The 15,774-nt window shown below is 74.6% G+C and carries 15 protein-coding genes; 4 read left to right on the top strand and 11 right to left on the bottom strand.

Annotated features, from left to right (window positions below):
- Positions 1-48 precede the first annotated feature (48 nt).
- Positions 49-420 (top strand): MmcQ/YjbR family DNA-binding protein, encoded by a 372-nt coding sequence (locus tag CUT83_RS25710; RefSeq protein WP_101258214.1) that lies wholly within the window; start codon positions 49-51, stop codon positions 418-420.
- A gap of 55 nt (positions 421-475) precedes the next feature.
- Here CUT83_RS25710 and CUT83_RS25705 read toward each other — a convergent pair whose 3' ends face one another.
- Positions 476-1,093 carry a PadR family transcriptional regulator gene (locus CUT83_RS25705; RefSeq protein ID WP_101258213.1) on the bottom strand — a complete coding sequence of 206 codons (618 nt, stop codon included), beginning with the start codon at positions 1,091-1,093 and terminating at the stop codon, positions 476-478.
- A gap of 170 nt (positions 1,094-1,263) precedes the next feature.
- Here CUT83_RS25705 and CUT83_RS25700 point away from each other — a divergent pair, with 170 nt between their 5' ends.
- On the top strand, positions 1,264-1,656 hold the full coding sequence (locus tag CUT83_RS25700) for a nuclear transport factor 2 family protein (RefSeq protein ID WP_101258212.1): 393 nt from the start codon (positions 1,264-1,266) through the stop codon (positions 1,654-1,656).
- A 101-nt stretch (positions 1,657-1,757) separates the two neighbouring features.
- On the top strand, positions 1,758-3,788 hold the full coding sequence (locus CUT83_RS25695; RefSeq protein WP_101258211.1) for an NADPH-dependent 2,4-dienoyl-CoA reductase: 2,031 nt from the start codon (positions 1,758-1,760) through the stop codon (positions 3,786-3,788).
- A 57-nt stretch (positions 3,789-3,845) separates the two neighbouring features.
- On the opposite strand, the gene CUT83_RS25690 is transcribed toward CUT83_RS25695, so the two are convergent.
- The 7 genes from CUT83_RS25690 to CUT83_RS25660 form a co-directional block, all read right to left on the bottom strand.
- Positions 3,846-4,445 carry a TetR/AcrR family transcriptional regulator gene (locus CUT83_RS25690; RefSeq protein WP_101258210.1) on the bottom strand — a complete coding sequence of 200 codons (600 nt, stop codon included), beginning with the start codon at positions 4,443-4,445 and terminating at the stop codon, positions 3,846-3,848.
- The gene (locus CUT83_RS25685) at positions 4,430-5,251 is read right to left on the bottom strand and encodes an enoyl-CoA hydratase family protein (RefSeq protein ID WP_101258209.1); all 822 of its coding nucleotides are present in this window, start codon (positions 5,249-5,251) and stop codon (positions 4,430-4,432) included. The genes CUT83_RS25690 and CUT83_RS25685 overlap by 16 nt, the downstream gene beginning before the upstream one ends.
- Positions 5,252-5,391: 140 nt before the next feature.
- Entirely contained in the window at positions 5,392-6,582 is a 1,191-nt protein-coding gene (locus CUT83_RS25680; RefSeq protein ID WP_101258208.1) for an acyl-CoA dehydrogenase family protein, read from the bottom strand.
- Positions 6,579-8,663, bottom strand: coding sequence for an ATP-binding protein (locus CUT83_RS25675; RefSeq protein ID WP_101258207.1), 2,085 nt, complete (start codon positions 8,661-8,663; stop codon positions 6,579-6,581). The genes CUT83_RS25680 and CUT83_RS25675 overlap by 4 nt, the downstream gene beginning before the upstream one ends.
- A gap of 9 nt (positions 8,664-8,672) precedes the next feature.
- Positions 8,673-10,277 carry an acyl-CoA carboxylase subunit beta gene (locus tag CUT83_RS25670; protein ID WP_101258206.1) on the bottom strand — a complete coding sequence of 535 codons (1,605 nt, stop codon included), beginning with the start codon at positions 10,275-10,277 and terminating at the stop codon, positions 8,673-8,675.
- Complete coding sequence (locus CUT83_RS25665) at positions 10,274-12,007, bottom strand: acyclic terpene utilization AtuA family protein (RefSeq protein WP_101258205.1); 1,734 nt, start codon at positions 12,005-12,007, stop codon at positions 10,274-10,276. The genes CUT83_RS25670 and CUT83_RS25665 overlap by 4 nt, the downstream gene beginning before the upstream one ends.
- A complete protein-coding gene (locus CUT83_RS25660; protein ID WP_101258204.1) occupies positions 12,004-12,867 on the bottom strand; it encodes a TIGR03084 family metal-binding protein in 864 nt (287 codons plus the stop codon). The genes CUT83_RS25665 and CUT83_RS25660 overlap by 4 nt, the downstream gene beginning before the upstream one ends.
- Before the next feature lie 144 nt (positions 12,868-13,011).
- Between CUT83_RS25660 and CUT83_RS25655 the strand changes: the two genes are divergently transcribed.
- The gene (locus CUT83_RS25655; RefSeq protein ID WP_338104210.1) at positions 13,012-13,773 is read left to right on the top strand and encodes an NADPH-dependent F420 reductase; all 762 of its coding nucleotides are present in this window, start codon (positions 13,012-13,014) and stop codon (positions 13,771-13,773) included.
- A 24-nt stretch (positions 13,774-13,797) separates the two neighbouring features.
- On the opposite strand, the gene CUT83_RS25650 is transcribed toward CUT83_RS25655, so the two are convergent.
- From CUT83_RS25650 to CUT83_RS31180, 3 genes are all read right to left on the bottom strand, one after another.
- On the bottom strand, positions 13,798-14,580 hold the full coding sequence (locus tag CUT83_RS25650; RefSeq protein WP_240958224.1) for a TetR family transcriptional regulator: 783 nt from the start codon (positions 14,578-14,580) through the stop codon (positions 13,798-13,800).
- A gap of 157 nt (positions 14,581-14,737) precedes the next feature.
- On the bottom strand, positions 14,738-15,298 hold the full coding sequence (locus CUT83_RS31185; protein WP_420882464.1) for a thiol-disulfide oxidoreductase DCC family protein: 561 nt from the start codon (positions 15,296-15,298) through the stop codon (positions 14,738-14,740).
- Complete coding sequence (locus CUT83_RS31180; protein ID WP_240958212.1) at positions 15,295-15,702, bottom strand: hypothetical protein; 408 nt, start codon at positions 15,700-15,702, stop codon at positions 15,295-15,297. Before CUT83_RS31180 ends, CUT83_RS31185 begins: the two co-directional genes overlap by 4 nt.
- Positions 15,703-15,774 lie beyond the last annotated feature (72 nt).

Raw genomic sequence — 15,774 nt, 5'->3', positions numbered from 1 at the left:
GCCCCGGCGCGGCACGGCCGTGTCGGTGGTCGCGGCTACGGTATCGCCGTGATCGATTCCGACGACGTCCGACGTATCGCGCTGTCCCTCCCGGAGACCGTGGAGAAGGAGGCGTGGAGCATGCCCACCTTCCGGGTGGCCGGGAAGATGTACATCACGGTCCCCGACGACGAGACCTCCGTCGCCGTGCGCTGCCCGCGCCTTGAGCGCACCGAGCTGATCGCGGCTGAGCCGGAGAAGTTCTGGGTGCCGCCCCACGAGGTGTCCTCGGCGTGGGTGCGGGTCAGGCTGGCCGCCCTGGAGGACATCGCCGAGCTGCGGGACATCCTCGTCGACTCGTGGCGGCAGGCGGCGCCCGAGCGGCTGCTGGAGGCGCATCCGGATCTGGTGCCCGGTGGTGCGGTGGGATCCGGAGCATAGTCCGGGGCACCGTCCGGGCCGTCATCCGGAGCCCGGTCCGCGGGCGTCCGGCCGCTCATCGCCGGCGGCCGGACGCCTCCACCGTGTCCCCGCGCCCGCCGTCGCCGGGGCCCGCACCGGCGCCGCGCTGCCGCAGGACCCTCAGGGCGGTCTCGCACCACTGCAGGTTCTCGCGCTCGAAGGCGATGCCGCGCAGCAGTGTGAGGTAGGGGCCCACGCGCCGGGCCCGGGCGAAGTACTCCTCCTCGGTGCGCCCGTCCAGCAGCTTGGCGCGCCCCCGCTCGTAGCGGGCCAGTTTGGCCGTCGACCACTCCAGTTGCGTCTCGACGGCGGCCCGGACGCCCTCGATGTCGCCCACGTCGGCGCTCTGGACCTTCACCAGCAGTTCGTCGCGGATGACGGTGGGCCGGGCCAGGGCGGCGGCGGTGTAGTCGCGCAGTGCGGCGTATCCCGCCTCGGTCAGGGAGAACAGCCGCTTGTTGGGCCGGCGCTCCTGCTGGACGACGCGGGCCGCCACGAGCCCCTCCCGCTCCATGCGCTCGAGTTCGCGGTAGAGCTGCTGGGGGGTGGCCGTCCAGAAGTTGGCGACCGAGGAGTCGAATCCCTTGGCCAGGTCCCAGCCCGACGCCTCGCCTTCCAGAAGGGCTGCCATCACCGCGTTGCGCAGAGCCATCCCCGTATTGGAGCACGAGGGCGACCTGCCGACAAATCGACCGTTCCGCACCGGCTCCCCCTTCGGTTCCGTGCCGGCGGGCACGGCTCCGGCCCGGTGTGGACAGACTTCCCGCCAGGATTTACTCTCCAATGCACCTAGTAAACTTTTTGGCTATCGAGGTGGTCGGCATGAACCCCTTCCGGCGCGCCGTGGAGGCCCGCGACGAGCAGGCCCTGGCGGACCTGCTGGCCGAGGACGTCGTCTTCACCAGCCCCGTCGCGTTCAGGCCCTACGAGGGCAGGGCGATCACCGCGGCGATCCTGCGCGGCGTGATGCGGGTCTTCGAGGACTTCTCCTACACCCGCGAGTTCTCCGGCCCGGACGGCCGCGACCACGCCCTCGTCTTCACCGCCACGGTCGGCGGCCGGCAGATCCAGGGCTGCGACTTCCTGCACTTCGACGAGGAGGGCAGGATCGACGACCTCACCGTCATGGTCCGCCCGCTGTCCGCCGCCCAGGCGCTGGCCGAGGCCATGGGCGCGCAGTTCGAGCGGATCTCGCGCGAGGCCGCCGGCCGCTGACCGCCGGCCGGTCCCGCTCCTCCTTCCGCCGCCTCGCCCTCACCCGCAGCCCTCACCCGCACCCGCAGCCCTCACCCGCACCGAACCGGGAGACCGACCGCATGACCGCCTACCCCCACCTGCTCCGGCCGCTGGACCTGGGCTTCACCACCCTGCCCAACCGGGTCCTCATGGGCTCGATGCACGTCGGACTGGAGGAGGCCCCCGACGGCTTCTCCCGGATGGCGGCCTTCTACGCCGAGCGCGCCCGCGGCGGCGTCGGCCTGATCGTCACCGGCGGCATAGCCCCCAACGAGGCCGGACGCCCCTACCCCGGCGGCGCCATGCTCACCACCGAGGAGGAGGCCGAACGCCACCGCGCCGTCACCGACGCCGTCCACGCCGAGGGCGGCCGCATCGCGATGCAGATCCTCCACTTCGGCCGCTACGCCTACCACCCCGACCTCGTCGCCCCGAGCCCGCTGAAGGCCCCGATCAGCCCCCACACCCCGCGCGAACTCACCGACGCCGAGATCGAGCAGACCATCGAGGACTTCGCCCACAGCGCCGCCCTCGCCCGGTCCGCGGGCTACGACGGCGTGGAGATCATGGGCTCCGAGGGCTATCTCGTCAACGAGTTCATCGCCTCCGCCACCAACCACCGCACCGACCGCTGGGGCGGCTCGTACGCCAACCGCATGCGCTTCCCCGTCGAGATCGTGCGCCGGGTCCGCGAGCGCGTCGGCGAGGACTTCATCATCGTCTACCGGCTGTCCATGCTCGACCTGGTGCCCGGCGGCTCCACCTTCCCCGAGGTCGTCGAGCTCGCCCGCGCCGTCGAGGCCGCGGGCGCCACCATCATCAACACCGGTATCGGCTGGCACGAGGCGCGCATCCCCACCATCGCCACCTCCGTGCCCCGCGGCGCCTACACCTGGGTCACCCGCAGGCTGATGGGGTCCGTCTCCGTCCCGCTGGTCACCTGCAACCGCATCAACAACCCCGAGCTGGCCGAGCGGATCCTCGCCGACGGCGACGCCGACATGGTCTCCCTGGCCCGCCCCATGCTCGCCGACGCCGACTTCGTCGCCAAGGCCGCCGCCGGTACCCCCGAGGCGATCAACACCTGCATCGGCTGCAACCAGGCCTGCCTCGACCACACCTTCAGCCTCAAGATCACTTCCTGTCTGGTCAACCCCCGCGCCTGCCACGAGACCGAGCTCGTCCTGGAGCCCACCCGCCGGGTCAGGGACGTCGCGGTGGTCGGCGCCGGGCCTGCCGGGCTCGCCTTCGCCGTCTCCGCGGCCGAGCGCGGCCACACCGTCACCCTGTACGACGCCGCCCCCGAGATCGGCGGGCAGCTCAACACCGCCCGCCGCGTCCCCGGTAAGCAGGAGTTCGACGAGACCCTGCGCTACTACCGCCACCGGCTCGACGCCCTCGGCGTCCGGCTGCGCCTGGGCGCCGAGGCGACCGCGGAGCAGCTCGCGGACGCCGGCCACGACGAGGTCGTCCTGGCCACCGGCGTCACCCCCCGCGTCCCCGGGATCCCCGGCATCGACCACCCCAGCGTGGTGGGTTACCTCGACGTCCTCCACGACCGCAGGCCCGTCGGCCGGCGCGTGGCGATCCTGGGCGCGGGCGGCATCGGCTTCGACGTCGCCGCCTACCTCACCCACCCCGGTTCCGGCGGGCCGGGCGAGCCGGAGAGCACCGAGGCGTTCCTCACCCGCTGGGGCGTCGACACCGGGCACCGCTCCCCCGGCGGCCTGACCGAGCCCGCCCACCCCGCCGCCGAGCGCACCGTCCACCTGCTCCAGCGCAAGACGAGCAAGGTCGGCGCGGGCCTGGGCAAGACCACCGGCTGGATCCACCGCACCGAGCTCAGGCAGCGCGGCGTCACCATGCTCCCCGGTGTCGCCTACGAGCGCATCGACGACGAGGGCCTGCACATCACCGTCGACGGGCGGCCCCGGGTGCTGCCGGTGGACACCGTCGTGCTGTGCACCGGGCAGGAGCCCCGGCGCGACCTGTACGACGAGCTGGCCGGACGCGGAGTCAAGGCCCACCTCATCGGCGGCGCCGACATCGCCGCCGAGCTCGACGCCAAGCGCGCGATCGACCAGGGCACCCGTCTGGCGGCCGCCCTGTAGGGCACGGGCACGGCGGCCGCCCGGTCCGCTCCCGCGCGGGGGCGGACCGGGCGGCCGTCAGCCGCGCAGGGCCGCCTCGACGACGGCCGCCCACTGGGCCACGACCCGCTCGCGGCGGGCGCCGTCGTCGGTCAGAAGGTTGGCCAGGCCCAGACCGCGGGCCATGTCGAGCAGGCCCTGCACGGTCTCCCGCACCCCGGGCACGCTCTCGTCCGCGCCCAGCAGACGCACCGCCATGCGGTGCGTCTCCCGGCCGATGCGCGCCTCCAGCGCGACCACCCGGGGCGCGAGCTGGGGTTCGTTGGAGGCGGCCACCCACAACTGGAGCGCGGCGCGGAAGAGTTCGCCGGTGTAGAGACCCACGATCGCCTCGACGGCCTCTGGGACGCCGGCCGGCCTGGGCAGGTCCCGTACAACGGCCGACCGCTCCTCGGCGACGTACTCCACCGCCGCCGTGAACAGGTCCTCGCGGGTGGGGAAGTGGTGCTGGGCCGCCCCGCGGGTGACGCCCGCGTGCTCGGCGACGACCGCGACCGTGCTGCCCGTCCAGCCGCGCTCGGCCAGGCAGGCCACCGCGGACTGGAGCAGACGCCGCCGGGTGGCGCGGCTGCGGTCCTGCTTGGGCGCGTTGCCCCGTGCGGTCAGTGGTGCACCCATCGGGGGTCCCGTCGTTCGAGGAAGGCGGACATGCCCTCGCGCGCCTCGCTTGACGCGAACAGCCGCGCGGAGAGCTCCGCCAGGCTATCGGTGTCCCGGTCGAAGGCCCGCAGCACCTCCGCCGTGACCAGGCGTTTGGACTCCGCCAGGCCCTGCGGCGAGGCACGCCGCAGACCGTCCAGGACCGGCTCCAGCGCGGCGTCCACGTCCTCGGCGGCCAGGGTGACCAGCCCGATGCGGGCCGCCTCCGCCGCGCCGAACCGCTCGCCGGTCAGGTAGTACCGTCCGGCCGCCCGCGCGTCCAGCCGCGGCAGCAGTGGCAGGGAGATCACCGCGGGGGCCAGTCCGAGCCGCGCCTCGGTGAAGGCGAAGGTCGCGCCGGGGCCGGCCACCGCGATGTCGCAGGCGCCCACCAGCCCGGCGCCGCCCGCCCGTACGTGCCCGGTGACGCGGGCGACGACGGGCCTGGGGAAGGCCACGACCGTGCGCAGCAGCCGTGCCAGGCCCAGGGGCGCGTCGGCCGGCCCGGCCGACGCGCCCGCCTCGCCCAGGTCGGCGCCGGCGCAGAAGGTGGTGCCGGTGTGGGTGAGCAGCACCGCCCGGGTGTCCGGGTCGTGCCCGGCCGCCTCCAGGTGCGCGTACAGCTCGCCCACCAGCCGGGCGGAGAGCGCGTTGCGGTTGTGCGGCGAGTCGAGGATGAGGGTGGTGACGCCCCGCCCGGCCGAGCTCCGCACCAGGGGCCTGTCCCCGCCGCCGCCCGTGTTCTCGCCGTCGTCCGTGTTCCCGCCGTCGTCCGTGCCTCTCATGCCGTGGTGCTCCTCTCCTGCTCCCGCTCCCCGGCCCGCGGTTCGCGCCACACGGCGTCGTGGACTCTTCGGCCGAGGTGTGGGACATCGGTGTGCTCGCCGCGGAACGCGGTGTCCTCCGGACAAGGGGGGCGGGTGTCTCAGTAGGACCTGGGCAGTCCCAGGGTCCGGTGGGAGACGAAGTTGAGGATCATCTCCCGGCTGACCGGCGCGATCCGGGCGACGCGGGAGGCGGTGACGAGGGAGCCCAGACCGTACTCACTGGTCAGGCCGTTGCCGCCGAGGGTGTGCACGGCGCGGTCGACGGCCTTCGCGCAGGCCTCCGCCGCCGCGTACTTGGCCATGTTGGCCGCCTCGCCCGCCCCCGCGTCGTCGCCCGCGTCGTACAGCAGGGCCGCCTTCCGCGTCAGCAGACGGGCCAGCTCGATCTCCACGTGCGCCTCGGCCAGCGGGTGGGCGATGGCCTGGTGGGCGCCGATCGGCTCCTTCCACACCTGCCGGGTGCGGGCGTAGTCCACCGCCCGGGCGACGGCGAAGCGGCCCATGCCGAGCGCGAACGCGGCGGTCATGATCCGCTCGGGGTTGAGTCCGGCGAAGAGCTGGAGCAGTCCGGCGTCCTCGTCGCCGACGAGTGCGTCCGCGGGCAGCCGTACGTCGTCCAGCACCAGCTCGAACTGCTTCTCGGGGGCGGACAGTTCCATCTCGATCATGCTGCGGGAGAAGCCGGGGGTGTCCCTGGGGACGATGAACAGGCAGGGCTTGAGGCGGCCGGTGCGGGCGTCCTCGGCCCGGCCCACGATCAGGGTGGCGTCGGCGATGTCCACACCGGAGACGAAGACCTTGCGGCCGGTCAGGACCCACCCCCCGCCGTCGCGGCGGGCGGTGGTGGTGATGCGGTGGGAGTTGGATCCGGCGTCCGGCTCGGTGATGCCGAACGCCATCTTGCGGCTGCCGTCGGCCAGTCCGGGCAGCCAGGCCCGCTTCTGCTCCGCGGTGCCGAAGCGGGCGATGACGGTGCCGGTGATGGCGGGGGTGACGATGAGCATCAGCAGCGGGCAGCCCACCGCTCCCAGCTCCTCCAGCACGATCGACAGCTCGGTGACGCCGCCGCCCCCTCCCCCGTACTCCTCGGGGAGGCTGACGCCGAGGTAGCCGAGCTTTCCGGCCTCCCGCCACAGCTCGTCGGTCTGCCCGCCGGCCCGGCGCACCCGCTCGAAGTACGCGCGGCCGTAGCGCTCGCCGAGCGCGGAGACGGCCGCGCGCAGCGCCCGCTGCTCGTCGGTCTCCAGCAGTGCGGCCGCCGTGTGCCCGGTGTGCTGATCGGTGGTCATATGTCCGCCCCTTCGTCGGTCGCCGGACTCGCCGGCGTTTCCCCGGTGCCGTCGCGGCCCTGCTCCCGGGAGGTGACGACCGCCAGGACGGCCCCGACCTCCACGCGCTGCCCGGCGGTCACCCGCAGCTCCCGCAGCACCCCGTCGGCCGGCGCCGTGACGCGGTGCTCCATCTTCATCGCCTCCAGCCACAGCAGCGGCTGTCCCGCCGTCACCGCGTCGCCGGCGGCCAGGCGGTCGGCGACGCGTACGACCGTGCCGGGCATCTGCGCCAGCAGCGAGCCCGGCTCGGTGCTGCCCTGCGGGTCGGAGAAGCGAGGCAGCGCCGTGAAGGTGTGAGCGCCCAGCGGCGAGTCCACGAAGACCCTCGTCCGCCCCTCCCCGCCGCCCGGTCCGGTCCGCCCGCCCGGCCCGTCCGGGTACGCCGTGACGTCGAAGCGGTGCCGTACACCGTCGATCTCCAGCTCGACGCGGTCGGCGGCCACGCGCAGGGCGCGTACACCCGGCAGGTCCTCGGCGAGCGGCGGGCCGCCGCGCGCGGGCCGGTAGCGCACCTCCACCTCCGTCCCGCCGGGTTCGGCCCGGTAGCGCTTGGTCTGCGGGCCGGAAGGGAGGCTGCGCCAGCCGCCGAGCCGCCCGGAGACGGTCCGCGCGGCCGTGCGGCGCGCCTCGGCGTCCGCCAGGGCCGCCGCGAGGGCCGCCGCCCGCAGGCGCCGTCCGCCGTCCGGGGGTTCCTGGCACAGGCTTGCCAGATGCCGGTCGTAGAAGCCGGTGTCCATACGTCCGGAGGCGAATTCGGGGTGCCGCAGTGAGCGCACCAGCAGGTCGCGGTTGGTGGCCGGGCCGTGGACGCGGGCCCTCTCCAGCGCGTGTGCCAGTTTCCGCACGGCCTCGGCGCGGGTGGGCGCCCAGGCGATGACCTTGGCGAGCATCGGGTCGTAGTGGACGGTGATCTCGTCGCCCACGCCCACGCCCGCGTCCAGCCGCACTCCTGGGCCGCCGGGCACCTCCAGACGGTGCACCCGGCCGGTCTGCGGGCGCCACTGCCGGGCCGGGTCCTCCGCGTAGAGGCGGGCCTCGACGGCATGGCCGCCCGGTTCGGGCGGCCGCGCGGCGGGCAGCGGGGAGCCTTCGGCGATCCGCAGTTGCAGCGCGACGAGGTCGAGGCCGTACACGCACTCGGTGACGGGGTGCTCAACCTGGAGGCGGGTGTTCATCTCCAGGAAGTACGCCCGCCCGTCCGGTGCGAGGAGGAACTCCACCGTGCCCGCGCCCCGGTAGCCGACCGCGCGGGCGGCCCGCCCGGCCGCGCCGTGCAGTGCGGCGCGCTGCTCCCCGGTCAGGCCCGGCGCGGGGGCCTCCTCGATCACCTTCTGGTGGCGGCGCTGGAGCGAGCAGTCGCGGGTGCCCAGGGCCCACACCGTGCCGTGGCCGTCCGCGAGCACCTGCACCTCCACATGGCGGCCGCGCTCGACGTAGGGCTCGGTGAAGACCTCCCCGTCGCCGAAGGCCGCCTCCGCCTCGGCCGACGCGGCGCGGATCCCGCCCTCCAGCGCGGCCGCCTCGCGCACGATCCGCATGCCGCGCCCGCCGCCGCCCGCCGCGGCCTTGACCAGCAGCGGCAGGTCCTCCTCGCGCACCTCACCGGGCCGCACCGTTTCCAGCAGCGGCACCCCGGCCTTCCTCATCAGCTCCTTGGCGCGGGTCTTGGAGGCCATGGCCTCGATCGCTCCGGGCGGCGGACCGATCCAGACCAGGCCCGCCTCCAGCACCGCCCGGGCGAAGCCGGCGTTCTCGGAGAGGAAGCCGTAGCCGGGGTGGACGGCGTCCGCGCCCGCCGCCAGGGCGGCCGCCACGATCAGGTCGCCGCGCAGATAGGTGTCGGCGGGCGCGTCGCCGGGCAGCGGCACGGCCGCGTCGGCCTCCCGCGCGTGGGGGGCGTCCGCGTCGGCGTCGGAGTGGACGGCGACGGTGGCGACGCCCATCTCCCGGCAGGTACGGAAGACGCGCCGGGCGATCTCGCCGCGGCCCGCGACCAGGACGGAGCCGATGGTCCGCTCCGCGTCCGGCTGTGTCGACATGTCCACTCCTCACATCCGGAAGACGCCGAAGCCGCCGCGTGCGCCCGCCACCGGCGCGGTGTGCACGGCCGACAGGCACACGCCGAGCACGGTGCGTGTGTCGCGCGGGTCGATGACGCCGTCGTCGTAGAGCCGCCCGGACAGGAACACCGGCAGTGACTCGGCCTCGATCTGCTGCTCGACCATGGCGCGCAGCGCCGCGTCGCCCTCCTCGTCGTAGGGCCTGCCCCTGGCCGCCGCGGACTCGCGCATCACGATGGAGAGCACTCCGGCGAGCTGCTGCGGTCCCATGACGGCGGACTTGGCGCTGGGCCAGGCGAACAGGAAACGCGGGTCGTAGGCCCGGCCGCACATGCCGTAGTGGCCGGCGCCGTAGCTCGCTCCCATCAGCACCGACAGGTGCGGCACCCTGGAGTTGGAGACCGCGTTGATCATCATCGCGCCGTGCTTGATGATGCCGCCCTGCTCGTACTCGGTGCCGACCATGTAGCCGGTGGTGTTGTGGAGGAACAGCAGCGGGATGTCGCGCTGGTTGGCGAGCTGGATGAACTGGGCCGCCTTCCGGGACTCCTGGCTGAACAGCACGCCGCGGGCGTTGGCCAGGATGCCGACGGGGTAGCCGTGCAGGGTCGCCCAGCCGGTGGTCAGGCTGGTGCCGTAGAGCGGTTTGAACTCGTCGAAGTCGGAGTCGTCGACGATCCGGGCGATCACCTCGCGCGGGTCGAAGGGGACCTTGAGGTCGCCGGGCACCACGCCCAGCAGCTCCTCCTCGTCGTGGCGCGGCGGGCGTACGTCCGCCGCGCCGGGGGCGGGGTGGGCCTTGGGCCGGTTGAGGCGGGCGACGACGCGGCGGGCCTGGCGCAGCGCGTCGGGCTCGTCCACCGCGAAGTGGTCGGCGAGTCCGGAGACCCGGGCGTGCATGCCGGCGCCGCCCAGTTCCTCGTCGTCGGCCTCCTCGCCGGTGGCCATCCTCACCAGCGGCGGGCCGCCGAGGAACACCTTGGCGCCCCGGTCCACCATGATCACGTGGTCGGACATGCCGGGGACGTAGGCGCCGCCGGCGGTGGAGTTGCCGAAGACGACCGCGATCGTGGGGATGCCGGCCTCACTGAGCCGGGTGAGGTCGCGGAAGAGGGCGCCGCCGGGGATGAAGATCTCCTTCTGGCTGGGCAGGTCCGCCCCACCGGACTCCACCAGGCTGATGAGCGGCAGCCGGTTGGCCCGGGCGATCTCGTTGGCCCGCAGGGCCTTCTTCAGCGTCCAGGGGTTGCTGGCCCCGCCGCGCACGGTCGGGTCGTTGGCGGTGATCAGGCACTCGACGCCCTCGACCACGCCGATGCCGGTGACCAGCGAGGCGCCGACGGTGTAGTCGCTGCCCCAGGCCGCCAGCGGGGACAGCTCCAGGAAGGGGGTGTCGGGGTCGAGCAGCAGCTCGACCCGTTCGCGGGCCGGGAGTCTGCCGCGCCCACGGTGGCGGGCGAGGTACTTCTCCCCTCCCCCGGCCAGGGCCTTGGCGTGTTCGGCCTCCAGTGCGTCCAGTTTCGCGAGCATCGCCTCGCGGTTGGCGGCGTACTCCGGCGCCGTGGTGTCCAGCACCGAGCGCAGCACGGTCACAGCAGCTCCTCGGGTATGTCGATGCGGCGGGAGCGCAGCCACTCCCCCAGCGCCTTGCCCTGCGGGTCTAAGCGGGCCTGGGAGGCCACGCCCTCGCCGAGGACGCCGTCGATCACGAAGTTCAGGGCGCGCAGACCGGGCAGCACATGCCGGGTGACGGGCAGCTCGGCGGTCTCCGGCAGCAGCTCTCGCAGCCGGCCGGCGGTGAGGGTGTGCGCCAGCCAGCGCCAGGTCCGCTCCTCGCGCGCCCACACACCGATGTTGGCGCCGCCGCCCTTGTCCCCGCTGCGCGCCCCGGCCACCGCCCCCAGCGGCGCCCGGCGGACGGTGTTCAGGCTCTCCTGCGGCAGCGGCTCGGGCAGCGGGGGCCCGGCCACCGGTTCCAGCGGCCGAGTGGTGCGGGGCGGCGGCACCGCGATCCGCCGCCCGTCGGGCAGTACGGCCGTGTGCGGCACCTCGGCCGCGTCCAGGTACGCCGCCCCGAACACCCCGTACGGCGCCGCTCTGCCCGGTGGGGCGGTGACGTGGAAGCCGGGGTAGCTGCCGAGCGCCAGCTCGACGGCGGCGCCGCTGACGGCCCGCCCCACCCGGTCGGCGTCCGCGTCCCGCACCACGAGGCGGAGCAGGGCGCTCGCCTCCTGCTGTACGGGCGCGTCCGCGCGGTCGGTGCGGGCCAGGGTCCAGCGGACCTCGGCGGGGCGGCCGCCGGGCGCGGCGTCCAGCCGGTCCTCCATCTGCTCGCGCACCAGTGCCGCCTTGGCCTCTATGTCCAGGCCGGTGAGGACGAAGGTCACCTCGTTGCGGAAGCCGCCCAGGCGGGTCAGGCCCACCTTGAGCGCGGGCGGCGGCGCCTCGCCGCGCACGCCCTCGATCCGCACCCGGTCCCGCCCGTCGGCCCGCAGCCGTACGGTGTCCAGGCGTGCCGTCACATCGGGCCCGGCGTAGCGCGCGCCGGCCGTCTCGTACAGCAGCTGGGCGGTGACGGTGCCGACGGTCACCGCCCCGCCGGTGTCCGGGTGCTTGGTGATCACCGAGCTGCCGTCGTGGTGCAGTTCGGCCAGCGGGAAGCCGGGGCGGCGCACGTCGATCCCCTCGGAGGCGAAGAAGGCGTAGTTGCCGCCGGTGGCCTGGGTGCCGCACTCCAGCACGTGCCCGGCGACCACGGCGCCGGCCAGCGCGTCGTGGTCGCGCGGGTCGCCGGTGTCCCAGCCGAAGCGGGCGGCGGCGGCCCCGGTGACCAGTGCGGCGTCGGTGACCCGGCCGGTCACCACCACGTCGGCGCCCGCCTCCAGGCATGCGGTGATGCCGGCCCCGCCGAGGTAGGCGTTGGCGGTGAGGACGCCCTCGCCCCAGCCGCCGCGGGCGGTCACGTCGTCGCCCTCGACGTGCGCCACTCCCGCCGGCAGGCCGAGTCTGTCGGCCAGCTCCCTCACGGCACCGGCCAGTCCGGCCGGGTTGAGTCCTCCGGCGTTGACCACCAGCGGCACACCGCGCTCGACGGCGGGGCCGAGGGTGTCCTCCAGCTGCCGCAGGAAGGTCTTCGCGTAGCCGAGACCGGGGTCCCTCATCCGGTCCCGGCCCAGGATCAGCATGGTCAGCTCGGCCAGGTAGTCGCCGGTCAGGACGTCCAGCTCGCCGCCGGTGAGCATCTCGCGCACCGCGTCGAAGCGGTCGCCGTAGAAGCCGGAGGCGTTCCCGATCCGCAGCACTCCGCCGCCGGCGGCGGTCATCGCGTGCCCCCGTCCGTGTGGCCGCGCGTCCCCCGCGCCCTTCCGGCGCCGGGCGGGCCCGCGAAGGCCTGGGCGATGGAGAGCCAGCCCTCGGCGCCGGCGCCGGTGGCGCGCAGGGCGGTGTCGTCGCGGTGGACGCGCCGGGTGACGAGCAGGCAGAAGTCCAGCGCGGGCCCGCCGACGCGCTGCGGGGCGTCGGCGGGGCCGTACGTCCACAGCTCACCGGGGCCGTTGCCGGCCGTCGGGGGCGGGGTGAGTTCGACGCGGAACGGCTCGGCGGGCGGCTCCAGTCCGTTCACCAGATGGGCGAAGTCCCTCGTCCGCACGCCGAGCCGGGCGACATGGCGCAGACGGGCGGTCGGCTCGCGTCGCACGCCGAGCGCCCCGGCGATGTCCTCGCCGTGCGCCCAGGTCTCCATCAGCCGGGCCGTGGCCATGCCGGCGGGGCTCATCGGCGGCCCGTACCAGGGGATGCGGTGCCTGCCCGGACCTCCGGCCAGTTCCTCGAGCGCGCCGGCGAGCTTCCGCCGCCCGGCGCGCCACAGCGCCAGCAGCGCGCCGGGCGGCAGCGCGGCACCGCGGCGGGCTCCGTCGTCGACGTAGGTGTCCACGGCCGCCGGGTCCGCGAACGCCGCCTCCGCCTCCCGCCGGAACGCCTCCGGGTCGCGGGCGGCGAGCAGGGAGCGCTCATCGGTCCAGGCCAGGTGGGCGATCTGGTGGGCGACGGTCCAGCCGGGCGCCGGGGTGCCGGCCGTCCACCGCCCGCCGGCCCCCTCGGCCAGGGGGGCCACGAGCGCGTCCAGTTCCTCGCCCTCGCGCCGCAGGTCCTCCAGCACCTCGTCCGCAGCCGTACCCGGCATACCGCCCTCCCTCGCCTCGGCCGTGCGGGCCTTCCCGTCCGGCGAGCGTGACAGGGACGGAGGAAACAAGCAAGCACGCATGCATGATTTTCTGCGCCCGACACCGCCGACGCCGGGCGGGACGAGCGGTGAGCCGGGGAACAGATCCCCCTGCGGCGGGGTTGCGCAGGAAGCCGGCCCGGCCGGGGCCGGCACGGGCGCGACCACCGGTCGTCCCGGACGACGGACTCGGAAAGGCAAGCGATGAAGATCGGCATCATCGGCGCGGGCAACATCGGCGGCAATCTGACCCGGCGGCTGACCGCGCTCGGCCACGAGGTGTCGGTGGCGAACTCGCGCGGACCCCACACCCTCACCGCACTGGCCGAGGAGACCGGAGCCACCCCCGTCGCCGCCGCCGAGGCGGCGCGCGGCGCGGAGGTCGTGGTGGTCACCGTCCCGCTGAAGGCCGTGCCCGACCTGCCCTCCGGACTGCTCGACGGGGCCGCGCCCGGGGCGGCCGTCATCGACACCGGCAACTACTACCCCCGGCAGCGCGACGGCCGGATCGACGCCATCGAGGACGAGGGGCTGACCGAGAGCCGCTGGACCGAGCGGCAGATCGGCCACCCGGTGGTCAAGGCGTTCAACGGCACCTACGCCCAGGACATCCTCGACAGGCCCCGCCCCGCCGGCGACCCCGGGCGCATGGCCCTGCCCGTGGCCGGGGACGACGAGGACGCCAAGCGCCGGGTGCGGGACCTCGTCGAGGAGATGGGCTTCGACACCGTCGACGCGGGCGGCATCGACGACTCCTGGCGCCAGCAGCCCGGCACGCCCGTGTACGGGCTGCGGGCCGGGACCGGGGAGGTCGCCGCCGCGCTGGCCGAGGCGTCCCCGGAGCGGCCGGCCGACTTCCGCGCCTGACACCGAAGCCGCGGCGGGCGGCCGTCAGCCCTCCCCGTCCCGCTCCCCGGGGTCGCGGCGGGCGGCCGTACGCCCGCCCGCCGCCCTCCTCTCCCCCGCCTTCCTTCCCGTCCTTCGCCCCGCCGGCCTGCCCGCCTTCCCCGGCTCCTCGCGCTGCGGGCCGTTCGCCGCCATCCCCGCCGCCGTCGGCATGAAGTCGCTGAGCAGTTCGTGGGTCTCGCGCACCAGGGGCCGCAGCAGGCGGAAGCGGGTCAGGGATATCGCGCGGGCGACGATCGGCGCCACGCGCTCGGCCAGGCGGCGGCTGTTCGCCGAGCCCTCGGAGCGGTCGTAGACCCAGAACAGGACCATGCCCATCTGCTGGAGCCAGAGCAACCGGGGCAACTGCTCGGCGAGTTCGGGGTCATAGGCGGTGTCCGCCCCCGCCAGGACCCTGCGGTGGACCTCGATCGCGGCCTCCCGCGGGCCCTCGGACTCCGCGGAGAAGGGGCTGAGCGGACTGTCGGGGTCGGCGGCGTTCTTGAAGAACTGGGCCGCGAACTCGTGGTACGGCTCGGCGATGTCCAGCCATGCGAGGAGGACCCCGCGGATGCGTGCCGCGAGGTCCCCCTCGCCGTCCAGGACGGCCTCGGCGGCCGCCTGGTGCTGCTCGGCGATCCGGTCGTAGAAGCCCTGGATCAGGTGCTCCTTGCTCCCGAAGTAGTAGTAGGCGTTGCCGACGGAGACCCCGGCCTCCTGGGCGATGGCACGCATGGTCGTGCGGTCGTATCCGCGCTCGCGGAACAGGCGCAGGGCGGTCTCCAGGATGAGGGCCCGCGTCTGCTCGCTCCTGGGCCGCCGGGCGGGCCCGGCGGCCTTCTCCGGCTCGCCCCGCTTCCCGGCTCCGGGGGCCGCGGTGGGCTCGGAGGAGCCGGCCACGGCGCCCTCGCGTACGGATCTCGGTGCTGCTTCCACACGGGTGAGCCTAATCGGGCGCCGGACATTCTCCCCCGCAGGCCGGGGGGAGGGAGGAGGGCGGGGCCTGGCCCGGGGCCCGGCCGGTGAAGGTCCAGCCCGTGGCCGGGTCGTAACTCCAGCCGTCGTGCGCGCCGTAGGCCCGCCCGCCCCGGTCGCCGCTCCACTCCGGCCTGCGCGCCACCTGCCGGTACTTCGCGGCGGCGAGCACCGCCGCGCGTGCCAGCGGCGCGCCCGCCGGGGTGCTGAGCCGGTGGGCCGTGGGCCGGTACTCGGCCAGGGCCCACAGGCACACGACCCAGGCCGCCGGCCCTCGGTAGACCTGTCCGCCGTCCCCCACGACCGTGATCTCCTCCAGGGTTCGGCCGTGGTCGAGTCCCGGCAGCCTGCGCCGCGCCTCGTCCGAGCCGGCGGGCACCAGGTCGAGGGGGACGAGCTTGCGCTGCCGCGCCAGCCAGTCGCAGATGTGCCGGCACAGCGGGCAGCCCGCGTCGTAGAGCACCGTCAGCCGGTGGACCGGGACGCGCACGGCGTCCCGGTGCCCGGCGTCCGTCCCCGGCACGCCCCTCACGCCTCGGCGGCCGGCGCGGTCCAGCCCTGCGGCGGCACCGGGGGCGTCTGCTCCCGCTCCATCGTGCCCCGCCGCCGGATCCGGTTGAGCACGTAGACGTTCCCCAGGTGCAGCACACCGAGGACCAGCAGCACCACGCCCAGTTGCTTCGACAGCGCCTCGAACACCTCCCTGGTGTCGTCCACCGGGGAGCCGACCCTCAGGTACAGGGCGACGAAACCGAGGTTGACGAGGTAGAACCCGACCACCAGCAGGTGGTTCACGGCGTCCGCGAGCTTCTCGTTCCCGCGCAGGACGTCCTCGAGGAAGATCTTCCCGTTCCGGCTGAGCGTGCGCGCCACCCAGACCGTCAGACCGATGCTGACGGCCAGGTAGACGACGTACGTGACCACGGTGAGGTCCATGTCCCGCCCCTTCGTGAAGCGCTCTTTGAACGTGTTCAAAAAGCTGTTGCACTGGACTGTAGACCTGTTTTT

This window comes from Streptomyces barkulensis, from assembly GCF_002843305.1.
GTDB lineage: Bacteria > Actinomycetota > Actinomycetes > Streptomycetales > Streptomycetaceae > Streptomyces > Streptomyces barkulensis.
This window is presented reverse-complemented; position numbering and strand designations above follow the sequence as displayed.